This is a genomic window from Chryseobacterium sp. W4I1 (assembly GCF_030816115.1).
In the GTDB taxonomy this organism is placed as follows: domain Bacteria; phylum Bacteroidota; class Bacteroidia; order Flavobacteriales; family Weeksellaceae; genus Chryseobacterium.
On record NZ_JAUSXQ010000001.1, the window covers coordinates 1,737,016 to 1,762,034 of the forward strand.

Genomic DNA, 25,019 nt, shown 5'->3' on the forward strand with positions numbered 1-25,019 from the left:
GTATTAAAATTCTAATTGCAATCCTACCAAGATTGTTCTTATAGCAGGGTAAGTATAAAGATTGTATGATCCCGGAACAAACATTGAAGTAGAATCTGCAGATCCTAATGAAACTTCAGGTTCTCCGTGGAATTTAGTTACCGTAAATAAATTCTGCCCCTGTACATATGCTCTAAGCTTATTGATTGGTGATCCTTCTCCAAGGAATTCTTTATCAAACGTATATCCTAATGTCAGTGATCTTAATCTTAAATAATCTGATTTTTCAATCCATTGGTCTGAATCACGCATCCCGTTTGAATCCACTTTCTGGAATACTCCTGTATCACCTGGATTTTGCCAAACATTAGCCGCAGATTGTGCCATATTTCTGCCGGCAACAGCAAGAGTTGGGTCAACAGCCGCTGCGTACATATTGTTATAAGTATATCCTCCTAACTTGAATGCAAAGTCGGCGCTGAAATCAAGTCCTTTATACTGAAAAGTAGTTCCGAATCCACCAAAGCTTTTTGGGAAAGGTGATTTGTCCGTAAGAGGAACTGCATTTGATGCACTATAAACATTAGTAATGTTCCCCGCTTTATCATAGTATAACGCATCTCCATTATTTGGATCTACTCCTGCAAACCTAACATTGTAGAATACATATGGAGATTCACCTACTTTAAGATAAGTATACCCTAAGTTTCTTTCAGTCTGTCCATCTGCTAATCTGTCAAGAGTTGATTTCTGGAAAGAGATGTTAGCATGTAAATTCCACTGGAAATCTTTCTTTTTAAGAACATCTACACTAAGCTCAACTTCAAGTCCTTTTTGGGACATATCACCTGCATTAATATATTGGTAAAGGCCTCCTTCTTGTTTATCCAAAGGTACAAGCTGCACAAAGTCTTTTCTCTTATTCTGGTATACTTCTACAGATCCACGGATTCTTCTGTTCCACATGGTGAAATCAACCCCTAAGTTGGTAATTGCATTAGATTCCCATTTAAGGTTTGTATTACCAATAATATAGTTTCCTTGTGAAGATGTCCCAGGGTATAAAGCTCCATTAGAACCGTATAAACCATAACTGATATTGGTTACATTGTAATAATCAGGCAATGTGCCATCATTACCTGTTGTACCGTATGACCCTCTAAGTTTCAAATCATTGATAAAGCCACCATTCATAAAGTCTTCCTTCGCGATATTCCAAGCTGCACTTGCAGACCAGAATACTCCGCTTTGATTATTGGCCCCAAATCTTGATGAAGCATCTCTTCTCAATGATCCTGTTACCAAATACTTACCTTGATAGTCATAATTGATCATCCCTGCTAAACTGAATAGGGTATTTCTTGTTTTAACTCCGGTAAATGTATTTCTGTCTGAAGGGGTAGTAATGGAAGGAACACTAAGTACAGGTGATTTCAATCCATAAGCACCTCCGTTCACTGTTTCATTGAAGTTATCATTATACTCGATAAATCCTAAGAAATCAAAGTTGTGGCTTCCGAATGATTTTTTATAATTAACGGAGTTATTCCATGTGTAGTTAAATGTATAGAATGAATTTTTATTCAATGAACCTGTAGGAACCCCGTTTACTGTTAAATCAAGGTTTGAACCTTTTCTCAGCCATTGAGTTCCTAAATACCAGTCATAAAGCCCATTGAAATTGGTTTTAAATTTCAGACCATCAATGATTTTATATTCAGCAAATAAAGTTACCGGAATTCTCAATCTCTGATCCTCCAGAGTATAATTACGAATTTGCTCTACAACGTTTGAACCAGCTCTCATGGTCTGGTTATAACTTCCATCCGGGTTATAGATAGGCTCATAAGGAGCATATTTATACATTGCTCCAAAAGGATTCTGTGTATTATTTCTGTCTCTGAAATTCTGAGTAACCTGATACTGAACTCCAAGGTTAATTCCTACGTTCAGCTTTTCACTTAATTTATTTGTAAATCCGAAGTTACCGGTATATCTTTTAAGTCCGTCTATATCTCTAATAATTCCGTTATCAGAATCATATCCTAATGAGTAATAAAAAGTGCTTTCTTTGGATCCTCCCTGTGCACTAAATAAGTAAGACTGGATGCTTGAAGGTTTTAACAAATCTTTTTGCCAATTATGATCAAAAGCAGCAAGTCGGTCCATTTCCTCCTGAGATCTAGGCTTAAAACCAAGATATCCCAATTGATTTTGGAAACCCATCAACTCTCTTGAGTTCATCATAGTGTAGTTATTGTCCTTCAACCTTTCACTGAAACCAAATTTAGTTTCAAATGAGTAATGAGTTTTTCCAGCTTTTCCAGCTTTTGTAGTTACCACAACTACACCATTTGCTCCTCTTGCTCCATACTGCGCTGTAGCAGCAGCATCTTTAAGAATTGAAATAGATTCTACATCCGCAGGATTGATTGCACTAAACTGCCTTGCAGTCATATACATCCCGTTCACCACATAAGTAGGTTCTGAAGACCCTCCAACACCAGCGATCCCTCGAACCTGAATTGTAGCGGCAGCACCCGGCTGTCCTGTGCTACTTTGTACAAATACCCCTGAAGCTCTACCTTGTAAAGAGTTTCCGATAGAGGTGGTAGGAGAGTTCCTTCTGATTTCATCTCCTCCTACAACGGCCTGGGCCTGAGTGATTTCATCTGCTTTCTTCTTCTGGTATCCGGTAACGATCACTTCTTCGATCTTATTTTCCTTCAGAACAGAATCGTTCTTAGTTTTTTGTGCAAAGGCAGCTTGTCCTAAAAAAAACAGAGCTCCGGCACTTAATACATGCAATCTCACATTCATATTAACAGATTTTAATATATTCAAGCGACAAATATGTTAATAAATATCAATAACGTCAATTGATTAAAATCTGAAAACAGGAAATGTAATTGGCAATATTACCAGCAATACCTGAAAAATGATAAAGAAAAAAATTAATTGTATTTAAAAATTTAACGAAAAATAAAGCAAGTTGAATGTTAATAGAATTTTAACAAAAAGTAAGAGCAAAATTAAATTACATTAATTTATTACAATAGATTAAAAATATAAATGTATTCATAAAAAATAAAGAATAAAATAAACTTAACATAAGCCGAATTTTAAAGAAAAAAGAAAATCTCAAAAACCACATTCGTAACATTTATGCAAAAAGCTTTAATTAAAAATAAAAAGACTGCCTCTGCAGGCAGTCTCGTTCCCATAGGTTAGTTCAACTATACCTTTATTCGCTACGTTTTACTGGTTCTAAGTTTGTATATTCTTCAGGGGTAAAAAGTTTATAATGAATTTTAAATGTTTTTCCCAACGGTGTTTCCAATGAAAACCCACCCGGACCGAAACCGTCTACAACATCCAATGTAAAATGGGAATACTTCCAATATTCAAATAAGTCACGGTCTATCCAGAATTCATGGCCGTTAATGGTTCCTATCATGGCATCATTCATTCTGGGAAAGAATCCTCCTTTCTCAAAACATTGTGGCTGGGTACCTTCACAGCATCCTCCAGCCTGGTAAAACATCAGGGCTCCGTATTTATCTTCGAGCTCATAAATGATATCTAATGCTTTTTCTGTAGCGGATAATCTTGATATTTTAGTTTCCATTTTTCTGCTTTTGGGTTCAATTTAAGATGATAGGTTTGTTTTCCAGGTTTTGCCGGCTTGTCGCCATCAATAGCATGTAAGCCCATATGACAAACTCCACAGGGGATTACTTTTTTACCAATACTCATATCTTCCGGGTACTTTTACCGGAATTTCTTCTATTTTTATTGGCTGACCGTAGCCTTTCACTATTGCAGCTTTCATTGTTTTTGAAATCATATGTATTGGAGTTTGGTTGGTTTAGTTTTGAATGATGAACTAGCCAATGGTGAATGGTCAATTGTGAATTTTACTAGCAACAGGATTATTGACCATGACTTACGTAGCAAAATTGACTATTCACATTAAAATTCCCCTTCTCTGTTTACCCGAAATATTTAAGACAGTCAATCTTTGCGCGAGGGATAGGAAGGGCGGCGAGGAACGAGCCGGTGCGGAATGAAATGGAGCACCGAAACGAAGTGAAGCCCTGGAAAGCCCGACCGTTTTGCCCCGGTATTCCGGGGCAAACGGGCACGCCCTAATATTTAAAATTAAAAGAAACCTAATTTGTTTTTATTGTAGGAGATCAGCATATTTTTAGTCTGACGATAATGATCCAGCATCATTTTATGGTTTTCTCTGCCTATTCCCGACTGTTTGTATCCTCCAAAAGGTGCTCCGGCAGGATAGGAGTGGTATTGATTCACCCAAACTCTTCCGGCCTGTATCTGGCGGGGAACATTATATAGCTGATGGGCATCTCTTGTCCATACTCCCGCACCAAGTCCGTAGATCGTGTCATTGGCGATTTTAATTCCTTCTTCTTCATCTTTAAAAGTAGTGAACGCAAGCACGGGACCGAAGATCTCTTCCTGGAAAATTCTCATCCTGTTGTTTCCTTTGAATATGGTAGGCTTAATGTAAAAACCCTCTTCCAGGCCTTCTCCCACGTTATTTATATCTCCTCCAACCAGAACTTCTGCTCCTTCTTCTTTTCCTAACTGAATATAGGAAAGAATCTTATCTTTTTGGATCTGTGAAGCCTGAGCACCCATCATAACCGTTTTATCAAGCGGGTTTCCTACTTTAATAGCTTTCACTCTTTCGATCACTTTTTCGATGAATGCATCTGCAATATCTTCCTGAACGAGCAGTCTTGAAGGACACGTACATATCTCTCCCTGATTAAGGGCGAAGAGAACAGCTCCTTCAATTGCTTTATCAAGGAATTCGTCATCTGCATCCATTACTGAGCTGAAAAATACATTTGGAGATTTACCACCCAACTCAAGAGTTACAGGGATAATATTTTCTGTCGCATATTGCATGACAAGTCTGCCCGTAGCGGTAGACCCTGTAAATGCTGCTTTTGCCACTTTGGGATTGGTCACTAATGCTCTTCCAAGCTCTGCACCGAAGCCGTTGACAATATTAATAACCCCAGCTGGTAACAGATCGCCAATAATTTCCATTAAAACCATAATGGAAACAGGAGTACTTTCTGCAGGCTTCAGAACTACACAGTTTCCCGCGGCTAAAGCCGGAGCCAACTTCCAAACAGCCATCAGTATCGGAAAATTCCATGGGATAATCTGTGCAATCACTCCAAGAGGTTCATGAACAATCAGGGATACGGTATCTTTATCAAGCTCATTGTGAGAACCTTCGTCTGCACGAATTACCGAAGCAAAGTATCTGAAATGATCTATAGCAAGGGGTAAATCGGCAGCAAGCGTTTCTCTTACAGCTTTTCCGTTGTCGATGGTTTCAACAATGGCTAGATGCTCCAGATTTTGTTCGATCCTATCCGCAATTTTATTTAATATAATGCTTCTCTCTGTAGAAGATGTATTTTTCCAGGTCTGGAATGCTTTATCAGCGGCATTCACGGCCAGTTCCAAATCTTCTTTGGAAGAATGTGCCACTTGGGTAAAATTCTGCCCGTTCACCGGAGAAACTACATTGAAGTACTGTCCGTTTACCGGAGGTGTAAATTTACCGCCGATATAATTATCATATTTGTTTTTAAATTCTGGCCACTGAAAAGCGGTTTCTGATTTTGGTTCTGTAATTGTGCTCATATAAGTAATTTTATTTTTTTTAGTAATGCCTAAATTACATTTACAAATGAAAAAGGAATAGCACAATCGTGTAAAAAAATATCACAATAGTGCAGATATTCAATTTTATAGTTTTGTTAACAATAGCATTAGGACTAAAATTTATATATTTGAGTGATTGGGTTTTATAAATGTTTAGAAAATGAATAATGATAACAAATTTTTATTGAATACTCCTGAATTGAAGAAGGAGAGCCAGTTATTGAACCTTGTTGAAAACCAGACAAAATTCAATCTAAACAACTGTGAATTCAGTATATATGAAACACATAAAGCAGCTTTTGGAGTGAAACTTCACTTTGAAAATATTGCTTTTACAGCAATGCTGAGAGGTAAAAAACATATGAAGCTGGACAATAAAACGAATTACTTCGATTATTTTCCCGGAGAAAGCGTTCTGGTGGCACCCGGTGAAACCATGGTGATCGACTTTCCTGAAGCGGATCTATCACCCACACAATGTATCTCTTTAAGCCTTAATCCTGATTTTATAGAAGATTCTCTTAATTATTTAAATTATAGTCTTCCTAAAGTAGATGAAACTTCACAGTGGAATATCCAGCTGGACGAGTTTTTTCTTTTCAATAATCAATCTTTAACATCTGCTACCAACAATATCATGCGAATAGCGATGGACGATAATTCTCAGAAAGACATCATGGCAGATTTTGCCCTGAAAGAACTTTTGATCAGACTAATGCAGACACAGGCCAGAAGTATGGTAGAAAAAAATATAGCTAAAAATAAGTCGAGGATAGGGTTTGCAGTGGATTATATCAAAAAAAATCTACATCAAAAGTTATCGATTGAAAGTATGGCAAAACTTGCTTATGTAAGTAAATCCAATTTTTTTAAAATGTTTAAAGATGAACTGGGCACTTCTCCTAATGATTTTATTCTGCAGGAAAGAATCAACAGAGCTAAGGAATTGCTTGCAGGGCAGAACAGCATTAAGGAAACAGCCTATCAGACAGGATTCTCAGACACTAATTATTTTACGAGAGTGTTTAAGCAATTGGTGGGAGTTACTCCGAAAAATTATCAGATACGAGCTGAATTTTCTGACCGATATCTGAACAGTTAAACTTGTATAAATTATAAAAAGCATTCCAAATAATGGAATGCTTTTATTCTTTTTAAAAACGTTTTAATCTTTGTAATCATAATATCGCGCTCCATTTAGCACAGGATTATCTGATTCAATAGAAATCAGTCCAAAACCTTTGTAGTTTTTATTGACAGAAGTTTGGAGCTGTTTTCTGTGCAGTTTTTCATAGGTTTCAAAATCAACTGCAGTTCTATTCTCCAGATTTTCAAATAACTTCCATTTTGAAACTGCTGTTTTCCAGTTTTCTGATACTTTTCCTGCAAAAACTTTCGATTTTGAACCACTGCCATATCCTAAAAATCCTATTTCAGCTCCTGTAAGGTCTTCGCCTTCATTAAAAGAAACCTGCAGTGCGGAGAAGAGTGCCATAAAAATGGATGCCGTATACATATTTCCTATTTCAGAGGAGGCTCTCTGTGACTTTTCAATTTTCTCGTTAATAAAAGTCAGATATGCTTCAGATTTCGCAACCGCTTTTTGCTCGTCCGGAGTTTTGTAAGAAAGTTCATTTTCAAGGCTGTAGATTTCAGTGAAAACTCTTTTACCGTGAAAGGCATAGGGAAGGTGGAAAATAAGATATCTCCAGTCTTCATAAGGTTTATCTTTACCTGTAATTTCTTTGTAATGATGGTAGGCTTCCCTGATTCTGTCCTGATAGCATTGGTTTGAATACTGTCCGTCAAAAACCGGCTCATCTGTAAAAACTTCAATTTTATCCGGGAAAGTCTCCGGCGCCGCAACCAAATCTTGTTTGTTGTATTGTCTTCTTGGTTTAAAGAAGTCAAAAACGCTTTCTGTAGCAACTCCCCAGTTATTTTCAATTTCCAGAAGATCAGGTTTGGATGAAATCAGCAAGGCAACAGCACCCCCTCCCTGAGTATATTCTCCGGATGAAGCCAGTTCGTATTTGGCATAGTCGCTGGCAATAACCACTGCTTTTTTATCCGGATTCACCCTTACAAAGTCAAGTGAATTATGAAGAGCATCCACTGCTCCGATACAGGCAAAGGTCATATCCACAACATCACAGTTTTTGAAGCTTCTTTCACCAAATTCTTTTTCCAGCACTTTTTCTACCATCTGCATAGCGTAGGAAGCGGTAGGTTTTGCTGCATCCAAGGCACTTTCGGTACCTAAATAAATTCTGGCAATATCTTTAGGGTTAAGATTTTGGTCTTTGATCAACTTCAATAAAGCTTCTGCTGCAAATGTAGCTGCATCTTCATGAACGTCCGGAAATCCCATTTTGTATAACCCCAATCCTTTTTCCAGTTTTGCCGGGTCAATTCCTCTTTTCTCCGCCAAGTCTTTGATTCCTAAATACAAAGACGGTACATAATAGCCTGCTGCTTCAATTCCAAAAGTCATTTTATTCTAATTTTTATACGAATTTATAAATGATGTTTGAAAAAGCCTTTAATTTCCAAGCATAATTTTTATTTTCAATACAAAAATCATAAAATTCCACCTTGGTACTGGTTGGCTTATTTTTTCAGATAATTGATGATCCCGATCACATCATCTTTTCCAAAACCTTCGTTATGAGCAGACTGATAAGTTTCTATCAAGACCTTTGATAAGGGAAAATCAGCGCCTGCATTGTTTGCCAGAAGAATATCTTTCAGCATAAGATCTAAAGCAAAAGCCGGATCATAATTGTTATTGATCAGCATGGGCGTTTTTAACTTTCGTTGCTCCGCTTCCGCTGGCACTTTCATTAATGATTTCCAGCATATCTATCCTGTCAATCCCCAACTTGTCTGATAACAGAACAGTTTCTGCCAATCCCTGATAAATAGCAGATAAGAAATAGTTGATGGAAAGCTTTGCTGCAATTCCTTTTCCGTTTTTACCTAAATGTTTTACCGTTTTTCCCAGTTTTTCAAGATAGGGCATTGCCCGCTGAAGGTCTTTTTCTTCACCTCCTGCCATAATGATGAGTGTACCTTCTGTAGCCGGTATGGTACTTCCTGCTACAGGAGCGTCAATAAAGGAAGCTTCTTTAATTTTGACTGCTCCGTATAGTTCACCAGAAGCCTGCGGAGAAATCGTACTCATATCTATAAAAAGTTTACCACTGATATCTGATTTCAGAATCTCTTCATATACAGCCTTTGCTGCATGATCATCAGTAAGCATAGTGAATATGATGCTGCTACTTTTTACCAGCTTCTCAATTTGATTATAAACAGTAGAATTTTCCTTAAAATCTTCTGCCTTTTCAGGAGATCTGTTGTACACAGACAGTGGAAATCCTGCTTTTTCCAGGTTTTTAGCCATAGGGTGGCCCATATTCCCTAATCCGATGAATCCAATTTTTTCTGTATCCATATTTTATTTTTTTCAATTATAATTAAGTACTGGCTTTTCTGATATGATAAAATTTAAGAATGCGGGTAAGAATTTGCAATATAACGTTGTATTTATTATCATAAGCCTGAACTATTCTGCATCAAAAAACCAACCAAAACCGACCCTTGATATTAGATTATAATGCAATATAAGTAATTCATTCGGTAACATTTTCCGGATAAACTTTCAAAACCAAAAAAACTTACTGAAATTTGCGACAAATAAAATTAATGAAGATTATAGACGTTGACAGCTGGAAAAGAAAAGAACATTTTGAATTTTTTTCAAAGATGGAAAGCCCGTATTTTGGCTTTACTACTGAAGTTGATTGTACCAAAGCCTACGCTTATGCAAAAGAAAAGGAACAGTCTTTTTTCGCTACTTATCTTCACAGGTCAATGATAGCCGTAAATGCTGTGGATGAGCTTAAACTTAGAATTCTGGATGGTAAGGTTGTTTTATACGACACTCTCCATGCAGGAACCACAATTGGCAGGACAGACGGGACTTTCGGCTTTGCATTTATTCCTTTTTCACCGGATTTTGAGGTTTTTAATGCTGTTATGAAGGAAGAAATAGAAGCGGTACATCATTCATCAGGACTTAGATTGAATAATGGGGAGCTTGGCAAAGATCTTATCAGGCATACAACAATTCCGTGGCATACTTTCAGTGCCTTACTGCATCCTACAAGCTTTAACAATTCGGAATCTGTTCCTAAAATCACATTTGGAAAATTCAGTATCCGTGACGGTAAAAAGTTTCTTCCGGTTTCTGTGGAGGCACATCATGGATTGGCAGACGGAATTCACATTGCAAAATATCTGGAAGAGTTTCAGAAGGAGCTTGATGGTGAAATTTAAATTGCTATCGTTTTATAAATTCTAATTTTCTTTTCAGGTTAAAAAAATTAATACATTATTTTTCTATTCTCAATTTTTAAAATTTTATCCTTTTCCATACTTTTTATAGCTCTTATTACAGTTTCTACACGGAGACCTGTAAGGGAAGCCAGTTGCTGCCTGGTGAGTGGAATTTGAAAAGAGTAGGGTGTTTTGTCTTCGTAATAACTTTTAAGATAATCCATCAGCTGCTTCAGTTTCAGCACGGGATTCTGGAAAGAAAGATTATAAAGCATAATGTATTTGTAGTACATTCTTTCTGCCAGACATCGATAAACATTGTGAGAAATTTCATGGTTTTCCCTTATCAACTTCAAAAAATTGGATTTAGGAAGCCTCAAAATACTGGAATCTTCCATAGCTACTGCATTCATGGGATAAGCACGATCTACAAAAAGGAGAGATTCCCCAAAGCTATGGCAATCTGAAAAAATGTTCTGAATAAATTCTTTACCGCTTTCAGTATAATTATTAAGCTTGATCTTGCCTTTTTCGATCTGAAAATAGAAGTGGGGAAATTCACCTTCACGGAAAATAAGAGTTCCCGCTTTATAGTTCTTGGTTTCTGCTCCGAATGAAATCAATATATCTTCAGTGATCATAGTTAGATAGTTTTATTAAATTTTAAACAAAAGTTTAATCTCGAATGGCTTTTATTTAAATAAACAGAAAAGCTTGAAATTTAAATAATGTAAAGAAAAATCAATTTTATTGAGATTCTTTCGAACAGGGTACCATATACATACCATATAAATTTGGTTTAAGATTGTTTTTTATAATCTTATAAAATGCATGTACAGCAATAAATGTTGATTGAGATCATAAAAAATAATAACATCAATCTGCTACATTTGTTTATAATAAATAATGGAAAAATAAGTGTAAAAGTTAAAGAATTATAGTATTCATAGGCATGACGTGGTATATGTGTGGTATTTCATTTCCGTAGAATTTTATTCATTTTCTCTTTCTTTGCTTGATTTAAAAATGTGAATGTGAAATTTTCAGTGAGACAGTTTTAAATAGTCAATAAGAGGAAAGAATTTGTTTTTACAATCCTATGAATCCATAATGATAAAATTTAAGCATATCATATAAATAAACCTTCATTTAAAAAGCTATCCAAAATAGCGAGTGAAAAGATTTTGTACTGGTGCAGAAAATCATTGGAGCATCAGAAATAAAGTAGAGATGAGAAAATTATTATGAAAAACGAAAAACCGCAATCCAATTTAGGAGATTTGAGCCAAAAGATTTTTATGCAGGACGAAATCATAGCGCTGGCCAAGGAAAATTCCCCACGTCTGCTGAATAAATTCAGATTAGTTTACTCTGATTTTTTTAATGAAATAGCGAAGATACAACCCAATCTTAAAAATTCTGAACTGATTTTCTGTATTTACCTAAAGCTCAACTTCACCACAAAGGAAATTGCGACCTATACTTTTGTGACCCCAAAAGCCATTCAGAATAGGAAAAACAGGATCAGGAAAAAACTCAGTATTCCTTCCCAAATGGATATTTATAAATGGTTTAATGATCTTTAGACCAATTATTGTATAAGATTATATTTGGATTACTGCTTTGTCCAGATCGTGATAAAGCAGTATTTTCCATTGATTTTCATTAGCCTCTTTCTGCCATTTCAATCTCAATTCCATTGCTTTTCTACCGTCAAAATCACTTTTATAAGCAAGATGGTATTTCAGATAAGATTCCTGTGGAAGATCATCTGCACCATAGAAAACAGTTTCATTATCCTCCCGGACCCAGAATACCTGCATAAACGGAGTATGTCCACCTACTACCTCAAAAGAGATTTCGTCATTGATATTTCCATAGTCTTCATCCATCCAGACAATATTGGGAAGGCTGATCAGTTTGTTGAGGGTATCAAAATCAAAAGAAGGGTTGCCTTTATTTTCCAGAGAAAAAGCCAGTTCACGCTTCTGAATATAAATTTCGGCATTTGGAAAGGCTGCTTTAAAATCATTCCCATTTTTTATGATACTGCCGTCAATATGGTCCTTATGAAGATGTGAAAGCAAGAGTTTGGTGATCTGTTCAGGTTTAATATTTTCTTTTTCCAGTATTTCAGAAATCACAGTTTTTCCTGCGGCATTTTTCCATCCGATTCCGGCATCTACAAGAATATAATCTTTAGCTGTTATGATAAGAAAGGGTTGAACAGACATTTTGATTCCTTTGACTGTATTATAATTCTCATCCGTCAACAGTGTAAAATCTTTGGTTCTGCTGGCAGAGAAATTGCCTTCTTTAAGCGGAATAATTTTCATTCTGCAAATTTCCCCAATATTTTTAAAACCTGAAAACCTTTTTTTCAATAGTATCTATCGGAAAAAACGATTAAGTTACCAGCTGTCAAGTCCGTTTTTTAAAGCCTTTACATAATTCTCTTCATCAAAAGAGTAGAGGTCGGGGGCTTTATGCGCTCCGCCACGTCTTTGTTCTTCAAGTTTGGTCAGGATTCCAAGATCCTTCATTTTCCGGTAGAAATTTCCACGGTTAAGTTCTTTTCCCAATACCGCTTCATACAATTTCTGAAGTTCGGGAAGAGTAAATTTTTCAGGAAGAAGGTTTCGTCCGACAGGTATTGCCGCAATTTTCTGCCTCAATGTAAGAAGAGCTTTATCAATAATCTCCCGGTGATCCATTGCAAGTTCAATCTCCTCCAGTCTGCTGAGGAATATCCATTCACAGGTTTCACTGTATTGATCGGGGATAATGTTAAACTTTGATGGGTTGTAAAGTGCATAATAGCCTACAGAAATGAAACGCTGTTTTTGAAAAAGAGATTCATCAAAATCTTCAAAATAAGATTCACTCCTGTTTTTCTTTCCGAATACCCCGAACTCTTCAAGATAGATATCTGCAACGCCGGTTCTTTCTTCAAGAATTCTTTTAACAGCTTCATCCAGATCTTCATCTTTTTTTATATAACCGCCCGGGAGTAACCATTTTTTTCTATAATTGGTCTTCAAAAGTAAGACTTTAAGCTCATTTTGCTCAAATCCAAAAATAACGGGGTCAGCTGAAATATGGGGCAAAAAAATTTCTTTTGCTTTAATTGACTGCTGTAAAAGCTGTTCTTTAGAATCCATGGAATTAATTTGTGAAATGGTCGTGCTACAAATTTGCTGAAAAAAAATGGAATTACATCCAAAATCCCTTATATAAAGGCATCTGGCATAAAGTAATTTAAAAATTCAGACAATATAGCCAAGAGAACAATATTAACAGATACTTTTTCGTTAATAGTAAACAAAAATACTTAACTGTTATACTGAAAAGTAATTTTTGAGTAAAAAAATTCCCATTTTATTCCTATGGGTAAATAAGTTTTAATATTAAATGTTATAGTTGATTGAAAAGAGGCCGTTCTAAAGTGCGGCCTCTTTTTTTAATTGATTACCTTTGCAGACCTGAGAGAATCTATACTTAAGCCTTTTAATTATTGAGAGTCTGATATCATTTTCTCTGCATTCTAAATTTGAATAAATTCTGTACTATCATGCACGCAAGCTCATCTCCTGGTATTTCCCGTTCTGTAATCTGGCTGATGGCCGTTATTTCAGGTCTTGTAGTAGCCAATAATTATTATAATCAGCCTTTATTGGCTCTTATTTCTGACGATCTCCATATTTCTGAAACTGCAGCAAGCAGAATTTCTGTACTTACCCAGGTAGGATATGCTTTAGGACTGCTTTTGCTGGTACCGTTAGGTGATAAGTTTTTACGTAAAAAATTAATTTTAATTGATCTTGTTCTGGTTTTCGGGTCACTCCTCTGGATGACCTTTGCTACAGAATTATGGATGCTGTATGCTGCGAGCCTGCTGATAGGAGCTACTTCCGTCATTCCACAGCTTTTTGTACCTATTGCTGCTGAGCTGTCTTCTGATAAAGAAAAATCTTCCAATATAGGACTTGTGATGTCCGGGCTGCTTTTGGGAATACTTTTGTCCCGGTTTATTGGAGGTATCGTAGGTGAACTTTGGGGTTGGCGGGCGATGTTCGGAATTGCAGCAGGACTGATGATCCTGGTTTGGCTTGCCGTTTACAAAATGCTTCCTGAAATGCTTCCTAATTTTAAAGGAACCTATAAAGAACTGATGCGCTCGGTTGTTCATCTGGCAAAAACACAGCCTATTTTGCAACTGGCTTCGTTCCGTGGAGCAATGGCCTTCGGGTCGATGTGTGCTTTATTTACAACGTTGGTCTTTCATATGGAGAAACCGCCTTTCAATGCGGGTTCTTCGGTAGTGGGAAGCTTTGGTCTGGCCGGAGCTGTAGGAGCCTTGGCCGCTGCAAAAGTGGGAAAACTTCAGAAATACCTGGATATCAACCGGATTATTTTGTATTCACTTTTTATTGTGGTGGGAAGCTGGGCTTTTACCTATTTCGCGGGCGAAACCTATTGGGGATTAATCGTTGGTGTGATCCTGGTTGACCTTGGCGTACAGTCCAGCCATATTATGAACCAAACCAATTACTTTTTAATCAAATCCAATGCGGTTAACAGATTGAATACGGTTTATATGGTTTCTTATTTCATTGGTGGATCACTCGGAACCTGGCTTGCTTCTATGGCCTGGCAATATGCACAGTGGGAAGGAGTATGCTTTGTAGGAGTGTCTTTTGGTCTGCTGGCAATCATTGCTCATGTGCTGTTCTGCAAAAAAGTGAATAAATCCCAACTTTAATTTTTAGGCTCAACTGTAAGTAAGTGAACTAAATCTCTGTGCTTATTTCCCCATTTTTCGAGCTCTTCCCATATCGGGATCAGCTCCCGGGCTATATCCGTAAGTTCATAGTCTACTCTTGGCGGAACCTGGGCATGTATAGTTCTTTTTACCAATCCCTCTTTTTCCAGCTCTCTCAGCTGTAAAGTAAGCATTCTTTCTGTGATCCCACAGATACGGTCACGGACTTCACTGAAACGCAATTTCCCGTCTTTTAATCTGTTTAAAATCAATAATTTCCATCTTCCTCCAATTTTACAGACTGCATAGGATAGATCGCACTCCTGGATATACTTTTTGTTAATATTATTTGTCGAATTTTCCTTTACTTTCCCCATAGCTTACAAATTTGTTAGTACCGCACAATTAGCCGTATACAGTGCAAATGTAAGGTTTGAAAATTAATTTTGTTCTCTGAAACTGAAAATAGACATCAGTTCGGGAACAATAGCGCTTAAGTTCTCTTTAAAAATATCATTAACAGGAAATAAAAAATAATGGAACTAACATCATCAATAACCCAAATTATCAGTCACTTAGAAAAAATACAGTCATTCAATTCACAGGACCCATTAGATGATACCAGGAAATATCTTGAAACCATGACCCTTCAGCTCAGTGGAAAAAAAGAAGCTGTTACGATGATCGAAGAAATGAATATATTAATGGATGACCGCAAGATCCCAATTCGTATCTATCGTCCGAAAGGAAAAAGTATTGAAAAATCATCAGCTATTATTTACATACACGGTGGATGGTTTATTGCCGGCGGTTTTGAGACCCATGATGCAGTTGTCCGGAAATTAGCCAATACTACAGGATCTACAGTGATCTTCATAGATTACCGCCTTGCTCCGGAATATCCTTTTCCTGCAGGATTAAATGACTGTATTGATATTTCGAAATGGGTCGTTGATAATGCGGAATCTCTGGGAATTGACAAAGATCAGATTGGGATTATAGGAGACAGTGCGGGGGGAGCCCTTGCAGCCAGTGTTTCGACTCAGATAGGAGAGCTGCTGAAATTCCAGATACTGATTTATCCGGCAGCCGATAATCAACTTAATACAAAATCTTGGAAAACGTATGAAAATGGACCGGTTTTAAACAAAGAAGGAGGTATCCAGGCCTGGAAATGGTATCATCCTGAAGGAGCAGACCGTCCCAATCCTTTGGCAGTACCGATTTTGATCAAAGATTTTAAAAATACGCCATCTACATTGGTTCTTATTGCAGAACATGATGCTTTGAGAGATGAAGGAGAAGAGCTGTCACAGCATATGAAAGACGCAGGAATCCCCGTCCGTATCAGCTTTTATAAAGATATGGTTCATGGCTTCATGCATATGGGAGAGATCCTGAATGAAGTTCAAAAGGCTACTGATGAAATGGCAGCATTTGCGCATCAACATCTTAAAACTACAGGAAAATAAGTATGAAAAAATATGCATATATCGGCTGCCTTGGATTCATTGCAGTTATTACCACTGAATTTGGGGTCATTGGAATTCTTCCACAAATCGCAGAACATTATCAAATAGGGGTAGATAAAGCAGGCTGGCTGCTCAGTGCTTTTGCTTTGATCATTGCTTTAACGGGACCTTTCATGACTTTACTAATGTCCGGATTTGACCGCAGGAAAGTGATGCTTGCCGCCATTTCCATCTTTTTGTTTACTGCTTTAGTTTCCTCACTGTCGCCGCCGTTCTGGCTTCTGATGCTGGTGAGGATCCTTCCTGCTTTTTTGCAGCCTGTCTATATTGCCACAGCATTGTCTGTCGCTGTATCCGGTGCTGATGAAAAGCAGGCGAACAAACTGATGGGGATTGTTTTTATCGGGGTTGCCCTGGCTATGGTGACAACAGTTCCTTTTGCAACATGGCTGGCCAGTGTATGGATATGGGAATCCTCTTTCATTATCCAGAGTGTAGTCAGTTTGATAGCTTTGGCGGTTATCTATTTTTTACTTCCTCCCATGCCTGTCAAAGAAAAGAAATCTTATAAAAGTCAGCTCAAAATTTTGAAACAGCCAACATTTCTCATCAGTACTGCTATGAATTTTTTCATGATAACAGCTTGGTTTTCCACCTACAGCTATTTTGCAGATTACCTGGATAAAGCTAAAGGAATGGACGGAACCATGGTTAGTTATATGCTTTTTCTATTTGGAATCATTGGTGTTTTTTCCAATTGGATAGCAGGTAAAATGTTAAGCTGGAATGTCTCAAAAACAACGGCTCTGTTTCTTTCCGGTACGGTTATCATGCCATTTTTACTGTATTTTTCCGGAGACAGTCTGCCTGCCAATATGATCAGTATAGCAATCTGGGGATTCCTGTATTCTCCAAGTTTTCAAAATGCTTCAACCTATATGATTTCTTCTGTACCGGGTTCTCTTGAATTTGCCAACAGTCTGGCTACTTCTTTTGGAAATTTAGGGGTAACACTGGGCACTACGCTGGGAGGCTGGATGATTGTCTCAAAAGGGGCTTCCTACAATCCCTGGATAGGTTTTGTTTTCGGCATTCTGGCTTTTCTGATGATCATCCTCAGAAGTATTCTTGAGAAAAGATCTGAAAAGCAGAAGATCATTCTGCCATGTCCTTAATATATTGTAATAAATTTTGTTACAATTAAGAAATGTATTAATTTTGTATTCTGAATTAATTTTATCAGAATTAAATAAAATAAGAATGAAAATAGAAATATGGTCAGATGTTATGTGTCCGTTCTGCTATATCGGAAAACATAATTTTGAACAGGCTCTTGAAAAGCTGCCGTTTAAAAATGAAGTAGAAGTAGAGTGGAAGAGCTTTCAGCTGGATCCAAGTCTGGATGTGGCGCAGACTCAAAATACAATTGAATATTTTAAAGAGAAAAAAGGCTTTCCTGAAGCCCAGGCTTCCCAGATGATTAATCAAGTGGCTCAGGCAGGAAAGGCAGCCGGAATTGATTTTAATTTTGAAAAAGCATTGATCACCAATACTTTTACAGCTCATAAGTTACTTCATCTTGCCAAAAAACACGGTAAAGCGAATGAGATGGAAGAAGCTCTTTTTAAAGCTCACTTTATCGACGGAAAAAATGTAGGATCTATTGAAGAGCTTATTGCTCTCGCTAAAAGCTTACATATTGATAAAGAGGAAGCCAGAGAAGCCTTAACATCAGATCAGTTGGATTATGAAATCAGTCAGGATATTCAGGAAGCTAAAAACAATGGTATTTCCAGTGTTCCCTTCTTTGTTCTGAATGGAAAGTATGCCGTATCCGGAGCGCAGCCAGCCGAAGTTTTTGCTGATGCCCTGCAACAAACCTATAAAGAAACAGTAAGTCCGTTTAAAGATCTTTCCAAAGAAGGAGGTGCGTCCTGTGATGCCGATGGATGCAGTGTGTAATACTGTAAGGAAGCCTGAAGCTAGGAGAGGGAAGTTATTGAGTTCCAAATACAGAATGACAGTATACTTTATTAAATTTTTTAAGATTAATTCCTTAATTTTTATTGACTAAAGTTACTTCCAACCTACCTCTTTCAGCTTCCCGACTATGTTAATTTCCTACCACAAATAACGCTAATAGATTCACGAATATTACTATTAAATGTCAGTAATATTCGTGGAATTTGTGAAAAGATTAGTGACATTAATGTTTTTTAATAAAAATAAATCAGCTTATTTTCAGTATAAAACACCTCACACCGAGGTGTTTTTATGATTAAAAGCTTTAAATAAAAAAGAAATAACTACCGTTTTATCTTTCAATGCTTATTTTTGTTAAAATATTATGTTCAATGATAAAAATCAATGCCGAAGCTCAATATCCCGTTTCTGAAACCCTGTTTGTCTTTGCTTTGGATTCGGAGGCCGGACAGGCTTTTGAGGGGAAAAATAAATTGGTAACAGGAATAGGAAAAGTAAATGCTGCTATTGAACTTACCCGGGAAATTCACTTCAGAAAACCTAAGCTGATCATCAACCTGGGCTCCGCAGGAAGCAAAAGCTTTGGAAAAGGCGAAGTAGTCTGTTGTACAAAATTTATTCAAAGAGATATGGATGTAAGAGGTCTTGGTTTCAGTCTTTATGAAACTCCTTTATCCGGTATCCCTCCAGTCCTGGAATATGGTCTTCAGATGAACGGTTTGAAGGAAGGAATCTGTGGCAGCGGGGACAGCTTTGAGATGAATCATTCCGAAACAGATTATAATATTGTAGATATGGAAGCTTATCCGCTTGCCCTGATCGCAAAGAAAGAAAATATTCCTTTTCTATGCCTGAAATATATTTCTGATGATGCAGGAAGCGATGCCGCAGACGACTGGGCAGTTCAGGTGCATCTGGCTTCTGAAGCGTTTAAAAAAATATTATTTTAATAGCATAAATCCTGAGGAAATTTTCAGAACTTTATTTTGTATCTGCTATTAAAATCCAGTCTACAGTTATATGAAAGTTACTTTTTACCAGCCTTCACATCCTGTTCTTAAAACATATATTGAAGGATATTATTTTGTAGAAAAAGATGATAGGGATGAACCGGTAAGATATCTTACTTTTCCTGACAACTATTTCATTGTATCAGCCTGTCAGAATGTGGCTATTAGCCAGGATAAAGGGTGGGTGGAAATCCGTAGATCTTTATCCGAAAATTTAGTGCTCGACTTTGTTTCCAGATGTGCTGTCCCCACTGAAATTTTTTACCATCAGTCTGTTAATGAAATTACTGTTTATTTTAAGCCATTGGGAATGTATCATTTTTTTGAGGCAGATGGCAGTGAGGCTATGCAGAAACATATTCATGTTTCGGATTTTAAAGAAATCTCGAATACAGCTCTAAATGAGCCCAACAGAAAAAAACAAATTGAAATACTGGAAGAGTATTGGCTTTCGAAATTCCAACAGAAAGATTTAACGTTGGCGTACGCTATATTGACTGATTTTGAAACTGAACTCAGCATCGAAGAGATAGCAGCAAAGAACAAAATAACAAGACAGTATCTGAATAAAATCTCTAAAAGGTATCTGGGCAAACCAGCGTCTGAATTCAGAAAAATTCAGAGATTTCGTAAAGTTCTGATTTCAAATAAAAAAGTAAAAAACCTCACAGAGCTCTCCTATGAGAATCTTTTTTACGACCAGTCCCATCTTATTAAAGATTTTAAAGAATTCACTAAAATAAGCCCAAAAAAGTTCTTTGAAAATGTAGATATTGAACAAAATAATATCTGGCTGTTTATCTGAGTTTCCATTTTTACAATTTATAGGATGATCATTGAAATACTTTTACTGAAATATTAAATCTTGTTTCAATGAAAAAAATACTGTCCGGAATTTTCCTTTTCCTTTTTCTGGTTTCTTATGCACAAAGTGATCCTACTCAAACGGTACTGTCGGATATCACAGAAAAAGTGAAGAACTATTATATTGATAAGGAAGCCTATAAAAAAGTAGATTCTTTATTTAAAAATGAATCTAAAAAAGGTAATTTCAACAGTTTGAGCAAAAAAGATTTTGCCGCCTTTCTCACCCAAAAGTTGAGAACAACTATAAAAGATAAACACTTTTTTGTTAAATACCTCGAAAACTACAGTCCACAAAAAGCTGTTGATGAGAAAGAAAGAGAAAAAGAAAACAATTTTCATAACAGTCTTGAAAATCTTGGGTTTGAAAACGTTCAACGCCTGGAAGGGAATGTCGGCTATATCAATTTCAAAGGCTTTGCATCGCGGGAATCCAGTGAAAAAACATTGGCTGCTGCCATGAATTTTATTGCCAATACCAATTCCCTGATCATTGACCTGAGGGAAAACGGTGGCGGAGACAATGACATGCTTCTGTTATTCTGCAGTTATTTTTTCGATAAAAAATCGGATCTTTATACTACTTATTTTAGAAATAAAGATGAAACCGTGATAAACAGCACCCAATCTACTGTTTCCGGACAGAAATACCTTCATAAAAAAGTCTACATTCTGACCAGCAAAAAAAGTTTTTCCGCAGCAGAAGGTCTTGCTTATTTTTTGCAGGAGCATAAGCTGGCCGAAGTAATCGGGGAAAAAACAGAAGGTGCTGCCAATCCTGTAGACCATTTCATCATCCAGAATCAATATTTACTGCTGGTGCCAGCCGGACAAATAAAGTCCGTCATAAGCCATAAAAACTGGGAACATATCGGGATAACTCCTGATCACGAAGTAAAAGCTGAAGATGCTTTAAAGGCTGCTCATATCAAAACTTTAAAAAATATTTTACAAACAGAAACAAAAACAGAATTAAGCATACCTGAAATAAAAAATCTTATTAATAAATTAGAGCAATAAATGTATAATATGTCATCAATAATCATTAATAAAGCCGGAATAGAAGAGCTTGAAACCATTCAGAATATAGGCAGACAGACTTTTGCTGAAACTTTTGCAGACAGCAATTCGGAGGAAGCAATGAACACTTATCTTGAAGAAAGTTTCAGTTCAGAAAAAGTCAGTACAGAATTAAATAATCCAGATTCTTATTTCTTTATTGCCTGGGAAGAGGATATTCCTGTCGGTTATCTGAAAGTAAATTCCGGGCCTGCACAAACCGAACTGCAGGATGAGACCTCACTGGAAATAGAGCGTATTTACGTCAAGAAAAGCCATCATGGCCAGAAAGTGGGTCAATTGCTGTATGATAAGGCCTTGGAAACCGCTAAAAGCCTGAGCAAAAGTTATCTATGGCTGGGAGTCTGGGAAGAGAATCTGAGAGCAATTAACTTTTACAGGAAAAACGGTTTTGAGGAATTCGGAAGCCATACATTCAGGCTGGGTGATGAAGACCAGACTGACCTGATGATGAAGAAAATTTTAGATTAAATTATTATCGGCTTTGAAAAACCTTTTAGAACAGATCAATAGCTATTATCCGCTTTCAGAAGAAACGGTGGAAGCCCTGATGAATATCTGTACGGAAGAAACATATCACAAAAATGAACTTCTTCAGGAAGCCGGATCTGCTGCCAGATATTATTATTTCATAAAATCAGGACTGATAGGATATTATACTGTAGACGAGCAGGGAGATTCTGTCTATAAGATTTTCTTTGAAGAAAAGAGTTTCGTGGCTTCTACAGCAGCCATTATTAAAGATAAGCCCAGCGATTTTAATATCATTGCTTTAGAAAACTGTTCAGTGATAAAATATCCAGCAAAAGCTTTCAGAGAGCTGATGAACCAATATCACGACCTGGCGTTATTTCACATTCATTACCTGGAAAAAAACTGGGTGGTGAAAAAAGAGCCTCTGGAAATTTCCTTAAAGCATGAAACAGCAAAACAGCGTTATTTACAGCTTCTGGAGAACAAACCGTTCCATGATCGGCTGAAACAGCATTATATTGCTTCCTATCTGGGAATCACACCTACTCAGCTGAGCCGCATAAAAAAAGAAATAAACTGACAAAAGCTTCAACATATGTTGAGGCTTTTTTATTTTCTCAACCCCATCTTTGCCCTGTAAACAAGAACATTTGTACATCTAAATAAGCACAAGAGAAAGGAAGGATGAAAAGTAGGCTTCATCGAATCAATGCTAATTGATTCCCTCTTAGCTCACTTAAAATATTCATCGTAATAGTAAACCTTTGCGTCAAAAAAAATAAGACAGCTTAAATTAATTACAGATGTTCCAAGTTCATTAATTAAATTATCTCCTATGAAAAATTTAGCAAGCATCGTATGTGTATTGACGGTATCTGCACATCTTTCTGCGCAGAAAGTCATTCACCAAGAAGTATTCAGCGCCAAAATGAATAAAAGTATCAAAACCATTATCATCACACCGGATGAGCAACAGAGTGTAACCTATCCATCGGTTTATATTCTGCACGGCTACAGTGGAAATCCTGAACGTACCCTTAAACAGGATATTCCTGATCTGATTAAAAAAGCACAGGAATATAAGACGATTTACGTATTGCCGGACGGAAATTATAATTCGTGGTATGTAGATAGTCCTTTGGTTAAAGATTCACAGTACCAGACTTTTATAGGACAGGAGCTTGTAGATTTTGTCAATAAAAACTATCCTGTAAAAATGGATAAAAAATTCCGTGGTATCCTGGGCTGGAGTATGGGAGGTTATGGTGCTGTCAACATTGGTACGACATACAATAATACATTTGGCATTGTAGGAAGTTCTTGCGGAGCCTTGGATTTCAACTCATTCGGGGAAGGATACACCAATTATCAGGTAGATAAAGTATTAGGATCTGCAATATCATTAAATCCTAAATTTCTTACAGACAATAAAGTGAAGACTATGGCCACAGCAGAACAGCAATACATTTTCGATTGCGGTACAGAAGACACACAAATGGTTGAAATGAACAGAAAATTTCATAAAAAATTAACCGATCAAAAGATTCCACATCTTTATATAGAGTCCTTAGGAATCCATGATCCTAAATACTGGGGCAGATCTTTATCTGAGCAGTTGACTTTATTTGATCGATTTTTTAAGCTATAAAATTAGCTTTATATAAATTGATGTATCTGGTTTTATTATAATTGTTTATGTTGTTTTATTTGAATTTGAAATCAATATCTCCTAACCATGTCAAGGTTTTGAACCTTGACATGGTTAACAGTGCTTAAATCTTTAAACGATTAAGATGATAAGAGTCGTTAGGAAAAATCAAATGATTTTTTTTAAACCATACCTTTAAAAGCAAACTCACCCTAATCATCTTAAAAACAGATCAGACACAAGTGAATTAAACAAAATTAATTATTCTCGCAGATTTTCCGGATAGAGCAGATTAGCAAAAGTAAAATCTGTATCATCTGTAAGATCTGCGATATTTTTTTAATCATTATGTATCCATTTCCTTAATTCCTCCTTATTTTCTTTGCGTTACAAAATCATCTGCTTCACAAGTTTTTATATAATCTTTAAAAATTAAATGCTCTTAACGGCTTAGATAAAAAAATCCTTTTAAGCCTTGTGCTTAAAAGGATTCATCATAATGATAATTAAGTAATAATGAAATTTAAATATTTTCAAAATTTTTACCCAAATGTTCTTCAATAACAAAGAACGGGTCTTCTGTAAGCGTATGTGCTCTCATCTCCATCAGGCTCACTTTACTCATCATACGGAGCATAATTCTTCTTTGACATTCGTGTTCTACACCATCAACATTTCTTACTCCGGCTCTGAAGGCAGATCTTCCATGGGCACATAAATGGTTATTCACCAATATCACATCTCCGGCCTGTGGCGTGAAACCTGAATAAATCAGATCTCTGGCCTCTTCCCAGAATTCTGTCAGATGGCCGTGGGCATCGTCAGTCTGTTTAATACTTGGGTTGAATAGCTGTTCGGCAGCATCAAACCTCATAAAAGGCAGTTCATAATTACCGTACAACACGGCATCCAGTTTCTCTTCTTCCTCCATACCGGTCTCTAAATTGGCATCTTTCGGTATTTTGTACATACGCTCAAAAAGAGGTCTGAAATTTTCCCCTATAGCCCCGTGAGAACGGATGGAATATAGGGTAGAAGGTACCTGTTCTTCATTACGGATATACATAAAGCTTAAAAAATCTGCCTGATGTTTCAGGAAGGCATCTTCCGTATGTACATAAAGATCTGTTGCAGATCCCGACCCGGTCTGGGTTTCTCTCATTTTTTCATCCGGAATAATCGCATGCATCAATCCGCCACCTTTTCGCTGTGAATAATATTGTACAGGTTTTGATGGAAGTGCTCCATGAATCAATGCACAGGCAAAACCATAGATATTGAATTTAGAATAATCCGCAGACTGCCAGTTCGGCGGAGTATTTCCTATACTTTCCTGATCAATATCCATTAATCCTCTAAACACAAGCGCTCCATACTGATCTTTTGAAAAGTCGCTGGCGAAATCAGCCGCTATATGCAAAATTCTTTCCGGTAGAAAATAGGAAGCCAATTGATGAACATGGGTAATAAAGTCTCTGTTCTCATAGCTGCCATATTTTTTCTGAAGATGCACCGCTGCATCTTGTATCATTCTTCTTTCATGAGAGGTGATCTCAATGATTCTTGGAAGCAGTTTTACCGCGGTAATACTGTCGTTATCTAAAATTTCTAGTGAATTCATTAAAAAAATATTTGGTGTGTAAATATAATTTCTATATTTGTTTTTAATTATTCTAAATAACAATAGCTGGTTC

The 25,019-nt window shown here is 36.7% G+C and carries 24 protein-coding genes; 13 read left to right on the top strand and 11 right to left on the bottom strand.

Translation table 11 applies throughout. From position 1 onward, the window contains the following. Window positions 1–3: 3 nt before the first annotated feature. The 3 genes from QF044_RS08010 to QF044_RS08020 all read right to left on the bottom strand — a co-directional run bounded on the left by QF044_RS08010 (window position 4) and on the right by QF044_RS08020 (window position 5,670). A complete protein-coding gene (locus QF044_RS08010; RefSeq protein WP_307265747.1) occupies window positions 4–2,799 on the bottom strand; it encodes a SusC/RagA family TonB-linked outer membrane protein in 2,796 nt (931 codons plus the stop codon). A 424-nt stretch (window positions 2,800–3,223) separates the two neighbouring features. Further along, window positions 3,224–3,607, bottom strand: coding sequence for a DUF779 domain-containing protein (locus QF044_RS08015; protein ID WP_307265749.1), 384 nt, complete (start codon window positions 3,605–3,607; stop codon window positions 3,224–3,226). A gap of 533 nt (window positions 3,608–4,140) precedes the next feature. Next, window positions 4,141–5,670: an aldehyde dehydrogenase family protein gene (locus QF044_RS08020; RefSeq protein ID WP_307265750.1), complete on the bottom strand. Its 1,530-nt coding sequence runs from the start codon at window positions 5,668–5,670 to the stop codon at window positions 4,141–4,143. 181 nt (window positions 5,671–5,851) lie between these two features. Between QF044_RS08020 and QF044_RS08025 the strand changes: the two genes are divergently transcribed. Beyond that, window positions 5,852–6,793 (top strand): helix-turn-helix domain-containing protein, encoded by a 942-nt coding sequence (locus QF044_RS08025; RefSeq protein ID WP_307265752.1) that lies wholly within the window; start codon window positions 5,852–5,854, stop codon window positions 6,791–6,793. Between the two features lie 63 nt (window positions 6,794–6,856). Here the strand turns inward: QF044_RS08025 and QF044_RS08030 are convergent, their stop codons facing one another. The 3 genes from QF044_RS08030 to QF044_RS08040 all read right to left on the bottom strand — a co-directional run bounded on the left by QF044_RS08030 (window position 6,857) and on the right by QF044_RS08040 (window position 9,148). After that, window positions 6,857–8,185, bottom strand: a complete 1,329-nt coding sequence (locus tag QF044_RS08030) for a hydroxymethylglutaryl-CoA synthase family protein (protein WP_307265754.1) — start codon at window positions 8,183–8,185, stop codon at window positions 6,857–6,859. A gap of 116 nt (window positions 8,186–8,301) precedes the next feature. Beyond that, window positions 8,302–8,490 carry an NAD-binding protein gene (locus tag QF044_RS08035; protein ID WP_307265756.1) on the bottom strand — a complete coding sequence of 63 codons (189 nt, stop codon included), beginning with the start codon at window positions 8,488–8,490 and terminating at the stop codon, window positions 8,302–8,304. Continuing rightward, window positions 8,477–9,148, bottom strand: coding sequence for an NAD(P)-dependent oxidoreductase (locus tag QF044_RS08040; protein WP_307265758.1), 672 nt, complete (start codon window positions 9,146–9,148; stop codon window positions 8,477–8,479). Before QF044_RS08040 ends, QF044_RS08035 begins: the two co-directional genes overlap by 14 nt. A gap of 251 nt (window positions 9,149–9,399) precedes the next feature. Here QF044_RS08040 and QF044_RS08045 point away from each other — a divergent pair, with 251 nt between their 5' ends. Beyond that, entirely contained in the window at window positions 9,400–10,032 is a 633-nt protein-coding gene (locus tag QF044_RS08045; protein ID WP_307265760.1) for a chloramphenicol acetyltransferase, read from the top strand. Between the two features lie 47 nt (window positions 10,033–10,079). Here QF044_RS08045 and QF044_RS08050 read toward each other — a convergent pair whose 3' ends face one another. Next, window positions 10,080–10,673 (bottom strand): Crp/Fnr family transcriptional regulator, encoded by a 594-nt coding sequence (locus tag QF044_RS08050; RefSeq protein WP_307265761.1) that lies wholly within the window; start codon window positions 10,671–10,673, stop codon window positions 10,080–10,082. A 603-nt stretch (window positions 10,674–11,276) separates the two neighbouring features. Between QF044_RS08050 and QF044_RS08055 the strand changes: the two genes are divergently transcribed. Then, window positions 11,277–11,618: a hypothetical protein gene (locus QF044_RS08055; RefSeq protein WP_307265763.1), complete on the top strand. Its 342-nt coding sequence runs from the start codon at window positions 11,277–11,279 to the stop codon at window positions 11,616–11,618. Between the two features lie 18 nt (window positions 11,619–11,636). Here the strand turns inward: QF044_RS08055 and QF044_RS08060 are convergent, their stop codons facing one another. Then, complete coding sequence (locus QF044_RS08060; RefSeq protein WP_307265764.1) at window positions 11,637–12,368, bottom strand: MBL fold metallo-hydrolase; 732 nt, start codon at window positions 12,366–12,368, stop codon at window positions 11,637–11,639. Between the two features lie 75 nt (window positions 12,369–12,443). After that, window positions 12,444–13,193, bottom strand: a complete 750-nt coding sequence (locus QF044_RS08065) for an NUDIX domain-containing protein (protein WP_307265766.1) — start codon at window positions 13,191–13,193, stop codon at window positions 12,444–12,446. Window positions 13,194–13,603: 410 nt separating this feature from the next. Here QF044_RS08065 and QF044_RS08070 point away from each other — a divergent pair, with 410 nt between their 5' ends. After that, a complete protein-coding gene (locus QF044_RS08070) occupies window positions 13,604–14,794 on the top strand; it encodes an MFS transporter (RefSeq protein ID WP_307265767.1) in 1,191 nt (396 codons plus the stop codon). Here the strand turns inward: QF044_RS08070 and QF044_RS08075 are convergent. Next, complete coding sequence (locus QF044_RS08075; RefSeq protein WP_307265769.1) at window positions 14,791–15,171, bottom strand: helix-turn-helix domain-containing protein; 381 nt, start codon at window positions 15,169–15,171, stop codon at window positions 14,791–14,793. The two genes, QF044_RS08070 and QF044_RS08075, sit on opposite strands and share 4 nt — an antisense overlap. A gap of 159 nt (window positions 15,172–15,330) precedes the next feature. Here QF044_RS08075 and QF044_RS08080 point away from each other — a divergent pair, with 159 nt between their 5' ends. The 9 genes from QF044_RS08080 to QF044_RS08120 all read left to right on the top strand — a co-directional run bounded on the left by QF044_RS08080 (window position 15,331) and on the right by QF044_RS08120 (window position 23,325). Then, entirely contained in the window at window positions 15,331–16,266 is a 936-nt protein-coding gene (locus QF044_RS08080) for an alpha/beta hydrolase (RefSeq protein WP_307265770.1), read from the top strand. 2 nt (window positions 16,267–16,268) lie between these two features. After that, a complete protein-coding gene (locus QF044_RS08085) occupies window positions 16,269–17,441 on the top strand; it encodes an MFS transporter (protein WP_307265772.1) in 1,173 nt (390 codons plus the stop codon). 85 nt (window positions 17,442–17,526) lie between these two features. After that, window positions 17,527–18,228 (top strand): DsbA family protein, encoded by a 702-nt coding sequence (locus tag QF044_RS08090; RefSeq protein WP_307265773.1) that lies wholly within the window; start codon window positions 17,527–17,529, stop codon window positions 18,226–18,228. A 392-nt stretch (window positions 18,229–18,620) separates the two neighbouring features. Next, on the top strand, window positions 18,621–19,199 hold the full coding sequence (locus tag QF044_RS08095; protein ID WP_307265775.1) for a nucleosidase: 579 nt from the start codon (window positions 18,621–18,623) through the stop codon (window positions 19,197–19,199). A gap of 70 nt (window positions 19,200–19,269) precedes the next feature. Next, a complete protein-coding gene (locus tag QF044_RS08100) occupies window positions 19,270–20,064 on the top strand; it encodes an AraC family transcriptional regulator (protein ID WP_307265776.1) in 795 nt (264 codons plus the stop codon). 68 nt (window positions 20,065–20,132) lie between these two features. Beyond that, complete coding sequence (locus QF044_RS08105; RefSeq protein ID WP_307265778.1) at window positions 20,133–21,143, top strand: S41 family peptidase; 1,011 nt, start codon at window positions 20,133–20,135, stop codon at window positions 21,141–21,143. 9 nt (window positions 21,144–21,152) lie between these two features. Then, on the top strand, window positions 21,153–21,674 hold the full coding sequence (locus tag QF044_RS08110) for a GNAT family N-acetyltransferase (protein ID WP_307265780.1): 522 nt from the start codon (window positions 21,153–21,155) through the stop codon (window positions 21,672–21,674). Window positions 21,675–21,687: 13 nt separating this feature from the next. Further along, window positions 21,688–22,257, top strand: coding sequence for a Crp/Fnr family transcriptional regulator (locus QF044_RS08115; RefSeq protein WP_307265782.1), 570 nt, complete (start codon window positions 21,688–21,690; stop codon window positions 22,255–22,257). Window positions 22,258–22,512: 255 nt separating this feature from the next. Further along, window positions 22,513–23,325, top strand: coding sequence for an alpha/beta hydrolase family protein (locus QF044_RS08120; RefSeq protein ID WP_307265784.1), 813 nt, complete (start codon window positions 22,513–22,515; stop codon window positions 23,323–23,325). A gap of 523 nt (window positions 23,326–23,848) precedes the next feature. On the opposite strand, the gene QF044_RS08125 is transcribed toward QF044_RS08120, so the two are convergent. Then, a complete protein-coding gene (locus QF044_RS08125; protein WP_307265786.1) occupies window positions 23,849–24,946 on the bottom strand; it encodes a taurine catabolism dioxygenase TauD in 1,098 nt (365 codons plus the stop codon). Between the last annotated feature and the right edge of the window lie 73 nt (window positions 24,947–25,019).

Excerpts from the sequence above, each read along its gene's own strand:
- QF044_RS08100 (WP_307265776.1), top strand. The coding sequence starts at position 19,270 with ATGAAAGTTACTTTTTACCAGCCTTCACATCCTGTTCTTAAAACATAT.
- QF044_RS08090 (WP_307265773.1), top strand. The coding sequence starts at position 17,527 with ATGAAAATAGAAATATGGTCAGATGTTATGTGTCCGTTCTGCTATATC.
- QF044_RS08035 (WP_307265756.1), bottom strand. The coding sequence starts at position 8,490 with ATGCTGATCAATAACAATTATGATCCGGCTTTTGCTTTAGATCTTATG.
- QF044_RS08020 (WP_307265750.1), bottom strand. The coding sequence starts at position 5,670 with ATGAGCACAATTACAGAACCAAAATCAGAAACCGCTTTTCAGTGGCCA.
- QF044_RS08125 (WP_307265786.1), bottom strand. The coding sequence starts at position 24,946 with ATGAATTCACTAGAAATTTTAGATAACGACAGTATTACCGCGGTAAAA.
- QF044_RS08105 (WP_307265778.1), top strand. The coding sequence starts at position 20,133 with ATGAAAAAAATACTGTCCGGAATTTTCCTTTTCCTTTTTCTGGTTTCT.
- QF044_RS08085 (WP_307265772.1), top strand. The coding sequence starts at position 16,269 with ATGAAAAAATATGCATATATCGGCTGCCTTGGATTCATTGCAGTTATT.
- QF044_RS08025 (WP_307265752.1), top strand. The coding sequence starts at position 5,852 with ATGAATAATGATAACAAATTTTTATTGAATACTCCTGAATTGAAGAAG.
- QF044_RS08095 (WP_307265775.1), top strand. The coding sequence starts at position 18,621 with ATGATAAAAATCAATGCCGAAGCTCAATATCCCGTTTCTGAAACCCTG.
- QF044_RS08080 (WP_307265770.1), top strand. The coding sequence starts at position 15,331 with ATGGAACTAACATCATCAATAACCCAAATTATCAGTCACTTAGAAAAA.
- QF044_RS08120 (WP_307265784.1), top strand. The coding sequence starts at position 22,513 with ATGAAAAATTTAGCAAGCATCGTATGTGTATTGACGGTATCTGCACAT.
- QF044_RS08040 (WP_307265758.1), bottom strand. The coding sequence starts at position 9,148 with ATGGATACAGAAAAAATTGGATTCATCGGATTAGGGAATATGGGCCAC.
- QF044_RS08070 (WP_307265767.1), top strand. The coding sequence starts at position 13,604 with ATGCACGCAAGCTCATCTCCTGGTATTTCCCGTTCTGTAATCTGGCTG.
- QF044_RS08110 (WP_307265780.1), top strand. The coding sequence starts at position 21,153 with ATGTCATCAATAATCATTAATAAAGCCGGAATAGAAGAGCTTGAAACC.
- QF044_RS08045 (WP_307265760.1), top strand. The coding sequence starts at position 9,400 with ATGAAGATTATAGACGTTGACAGCTGGAAAAGAAAAGAACATTTTGAA.
- QF044_RS08030 (WP_307265754.1), bottom strand. The coding sequence starts at position 8,185 with ATGACTTTTGGAATTGAAGCAGCAGGCTATTATGTACCGTCTTTGTAT.
- QF044_RS08015 (WP_307265749.1), bottom strand. The coding sequence starts at position 3,607 with ATGGAAACTAAAATATCAAGATTATCCGCTACAGAAAAAGCATTAGAT.
- QF044_RS08055 (WP_307265763.1), top strand. The coding sequence starts at position 11,277 with ATGAAAAACGAAAAACCGCAATCCAATTTAGGAGATTTGAGCCAAAAG.
- QF044_RS08010 (WP_307265747.1), bottom strand. The coding sequence starts at position 2,799 with ATGAATGTGAGATTGCATGTATTAAGTGCCGGAGCTCTGTTTTTTTTA.
- QF044_RS08075 (WP_307265769.1), bottom strand. The coding sequence starts at position 15,171 with ATGGGGAAAGTAAAGGAAAATTCGACAAATAATATTAACAAAAAGTAT.
- QF044_RS08060 (WP_307265764.1), bottom strand. The coding sequence starts at position 12,368 with ATGAAAATTATTCCGCTTAAAGAAGGCAATTTCTCTGCCAGCAGAACC.
- QF044_RS08065 (WP_307265766.1), bottom strand. The coding sequence starts at position 13,193 with ATGGATTCTAAAGAACAGCTTTTACAGCAGTCAATTAAAGCAAAAGAA.
- QF044_RS08050 (WP_307265761.1), bottom strand. The coding sequence starts at position 10,673 with ATGATCACTGAAGATATATTGATTTCATTCGGAGCAGAAACCAAGAAC.